A 3,729-nucleotide genomic window follows, 5' to 3' on the forward strand; every position below is an offset into this window, starting at 1 on the left:
GAAGATAGGTCTGGAAACTATAGCTATCGATCGATGTGCCATAGGAAGCGATCCAGTCCGTTCCGACATTAACTGTCGACATCGAATTTATTCCGTTAGCTGGAGAGTAAGCCTGCGGCCCGGCAAAGGCTCCAGACTCCGAATCGTCGAAGAGTATTTCTCCACCGCTGCTGACTTCCTGAAACGCGATACCGGTTGCAGTACCCCATGCATCGAGCGCCCATCGCGCAAGCTGCTTCCCATCCGCGTTGAGTTCAGTCAGGTTGACCTCAATCGTGTTCCCGGTCTGAACGCCGAATCTCAGCGCGGCCTCTTCTCCCCAGTCGAATCGTATGAGATAGTTCGCCACCTGTTCTGCAGAAAATGTATCGTCCGAAGTCTGCAGAACATAGTCGCCGGTCTGGCCGTTCTGCCCTCCGACCTCGATGTAGTAGGTTCCAGCTTGAGCAACGCTCAACTCAACAAGTGAGAACTTGTTATCATTGTCTACGTTGTCATTGGAAGTGATCCGACCATCTGGTCCAGGTTTGTAAACTGTCAGTCTGGTATCTGAAAGCCCCGCATTGTTGCCGCCGGCGCCATAGACGTAGAATACATATTCTCCCTTTGCCAACTTTACTTTCAAGAAGTCGACGTCGCCAGAAGTAATCGTGCCGCCAAAGGAATCTCCGATATCTACTGTCGTAGCGGTACTCCTTCGATCTCCCGCGTCTCCCGTTTCGTTGCGGTTGGCATTCCTGCTGACAGATAGCGGTAGTGTTTCCAAGCCAGATGCCGGGAATTTGGTCAACGAGGTTGTATGAGCCATCTCACAATGATCCTTATGAATGCTGACGATCTTTGATGGGCGCTCTCGTCATAGCGGCACTTCAACACCCGTTACCTTGATACATCATTGGCGCCGGGGGCCGTCCGCCCCATCGCTTACGATCATAACCCAGAGCAACCAAAGAATGCCTCGAAAGCCAATAGCTTCCTCCTCTCGCAGAGCCGGGCGGCAGTCGCAGTAGTCGTAGGGGCGTTTGCAGAATGGGCACGTCATTGGATCAGCTGCATGTTCAAGATCGAAACTAAGTTCTCCTTGAAACAAAGCTTAACTTGGGAGACGATTCTGCGATCGTCTCGCCCAATGAATAGTCTGTCGTAGCGTCGGTCATCTAGACCCGCGCTATCCAATATATTCTTTGTCCTACGGTTGCGAAGAATGGCAGCAAATTTCGAATTATATGCGTTTCGTATGTTCAATATTTTACGCATTTATGTAGTTCCGCTGTTGGTCTGGTCTGTGCTGTTACTGCTCCCACGGGTGCGTCCGTCGGTTGAGAACCTTTCGTGATCGAAGCGTCGGGGAGGTGGTCCCGCGGCAGATCGAACACAATCGGAACGAGTAGCAAAGTTTACCTACTCGCGTCAAGAGGGAAGGCCAGCAGTCTTTGCTTAGGCTAGGTCACTACTCTGAACGCGGCTGGAGGTGTCGAAGCACGCGCTGCTGAGGCCAAGGCTATTCTGCCATCAGCCGTGGCACATCGATGCCGTAGGGAGGCGCTCACATCATCCGAGCCATCACAAGTCGGCTTCTTGTCATTGCCAGAAACTTCCCTAGGTTGTAGCCATCTTGGATGGAATACCGCTCTGAGAGAGTGAGGAGAGTAGAATGGTTGTCGGGTTCGTCCTGGCTGGCTTGTTTGTGGGAGCGATAGCCGCTGTCATAAGTCTCTTGCTTGGAGGATCGCCACTCTGGGCAATTGCGATCTGCAGCCTTTCGGGAAGCACCACGGTGGTGGCGTTGGCGCCCTCATGTGTGTTCTGGCTCCGGATCAACATCCGCCCTTCGTCGCTAAACCGGAATAGTTCGCTGCGCGACATGCTTGGGCCCGGCGTTCGAGCACGTCTGATGCCGGACGCAGAGAGGGTATGCGCCGGCGAGGCGCGCAGTTGGTCAGGTGCTTCTATCCAGAACGCTGTGCGCCGGGCCAGGAGCGACGCGCTCGGATCAGCTTTGTCGCAGTGATGGCGAAGCGTTGAAGTTCTTATGGCCGCTCGGTCGTTGATGGCCGAATACGCCGCCGTGCCTTGCGAAAGAGTGGCGAGCGGTCTCTCACGTTGGAGTAACTAACCGTATCAGTGACCTTTGAGAAGGATGAACAGTGTCCGCAAGCCCCGAACAACGCCTTTGGCAGAACGTCCTGCTGGCAGTCGTCAGTGATCTCAAATCGGCCGGGAATAACTCATATCACGATAGGCAGCTGGCAATCCGGTGGGTCGGCGCCTTTCCGAGCCGCGAGTTCCGGATGGTCTGCGATCTCGCTGGGATAAATTCACAGCGAACGCATCGGGTCCTAACCGACCTTGTCGAGCGTGGTGCCGGCAGGCCCATTACTGGGCGGCATTCCGAACCCGTCGCGCCACTGGCGCAGATCGGTATGGCATGTCTTGGCAGCCGGCGATCGGATGCCCGCGCCCGAGTTTAGAGGTGTCGGAGACGTCGGAGGATTACAGGAGATGGCAAAATTCTTTGAAAGCGGGTCCGCGGCGAACGAGTACCGCAACACTCTTCTGCGACAGATGAGAGTGCGCGCAAGATCCTTGGAACCTGCCGGCGCTCCGATCGACGCGCCGCAGGTGTGGCTTGGGCATTGGCGGTTCGAACGCAATGCGTTCGGCTTCCTGATTCTGGAAGGGATCGTGCGCGCGGCGAGTCCCGAGAGACGAATGCGAACGCTGCCGCTTATCTTGTTCCTGTTTGAGGACCGCTTTGCAGTAACGGCTGATGACACGGTTCGCCTAGAGGAGCCCGAACAGGACGTGACCACCTGGCCGGCGGGGACGATCGACGATGTGGTGAGAGAGTTGGATCAGCTGCGCAAGGTGCTTCTCTCGAGCGCTCCCTGTCGGGTATAGGCCGAGATGCGGACCAGACCGGTGCGGGTTGCTGTGTCCGCGTCTGATCGAGACGCGAGAGGATCCGGCCGGGGGCGACGGTAGGCAGCGGTTCAGGCGCTTCTTGCGAGGGAAACATGGAGTTCACAATTGTCGGATCTTCGAAGCTTCGTGATCACGAGAGAGGTGGTCCTCACGACCGCCGAGGTCGAAGATCTGTGCAGGGCGGCTTCCTTTCCGAGCATCCGCATTGCCGCGCAGAGCCTCGCACGTATTGCCAACACGAACCCGCTTCGCCCGACACTCGACTTCGCTGACTGCCGTCAGGTCGTCCTGAAGCTTATGGTCGCAGGCGAATTGCGCGTTGGAGGGCTGGACGGCGATCAACCGGATTGGCCAGAGGCCGACAGTTGCGAACATAGCGCCTCAACGGGGTGCGGGACCAGCGCGGAGCTTTCGGTCGCGGCACAGCGGTCAGACCTGGAGGATTGCAGAACCCGTAGCAGCGAAAGGCCTACATACCTTTTGCGGCGCATCTTTCCGCTGCTTGGGCGCCTCGGGAAGGACAGGCAAAAGGGATTCTAGGCATTTTCCCAACTTGGGGCGCGTGCTCCGCCATTCGAAAACTAGAGCTTCGTGCGGTTAATCGTGGGCATATCCGGCGCGTCGATACGGGATCTGGACGGCGAGCGTCTTCTGCCGTCGGCACAGCGTCGTGTAATCCGGAACCGCCCAGTTGAGGTCTGCCATCTTCAGCAAGCTGGCAACCATCCCTGTCGTCTGCCTCAGCGGCAGTTTGAACAGGACCTTGATCGTCAGGCAGAACTGAGTCGCGGCGTCAGAGAACAC

2 protein-coding genes and 2 pseudogenes are annotated in these 3,729 nt (G+C 56.9%); 1 reads left to right on the top strand and 3 read right to left on the bottom strand.

The window, feature by feature from the left end:
- Positions 1-808, bottom strand: a pseudogene (locus WA989_RS03945) (hypothetical protein); the annotation flags it as partial.
- A gap of 1,694 nt (positions 809-2,502) precedes the next feature.
- On the opposite strand from WA989_RS03945, the gene WA989_RS03950 reads away from it, so the two are divergent.
- Positions 2,503-2,901, top strand: coding sequence for a hypothetical protein (locus WA989_RS03950; protein WP_424339215.1), 399 nt, complete (start codon positions 2,503-2,505; stop codon positions 2,899-2,901).
- A gap of 123 nt (positions 2,902-3,024) precedes the next feature.
- Here the strand turns inward: WA989_RS03950 and WA989_RS03955 are convergent, their stop codons facing one another.
- Together WA989_RS03955 and WA989_RS03960 are read right to left on the bottom strand one after the other, a co-directional pair.
- Positions 3,025-3,300, bottom strand: a complete 276-nt coding sequence (locus WA989_RS03955; protein WP_424339216.1) for a hypothetical protein — start codon at positions 3,298-3,300, stop codon at positions 3,025-3,027.
- A gap of 240 nt (positions 3,301-3,540) precedes the next feature.
- A pseudogene (locus WA989_RS03960) lies at positions 3,541-3,729 on the bottom strand (transposase); the annotation flags it as partial.

The organism is Henriciella sp., assembly GCF_049649345.1.
Taxonomy (GTDB): Bacteria; Pseudomonadota; Alphaproteobacteria; order Caulobacterales; family Hyphomonadaceae; genus Henriciella.

Coding starts and splice junctions, on each gene's coding strand:
- WA989_RS03950 (WP_424339215.1), top strand. CDS start 2,503: ATGGCAAAATTCTTTGAAAGCGGGTCCGCGGCGAACGAGTACCGCAAC.
- WA989_RS03955 (WP_424339216.1), bottom strand. CDS start 3,300: ATGTTCGCAACTGTCGGCCTCTGGCCAATCCGGTTGATCGCCGTCCAG.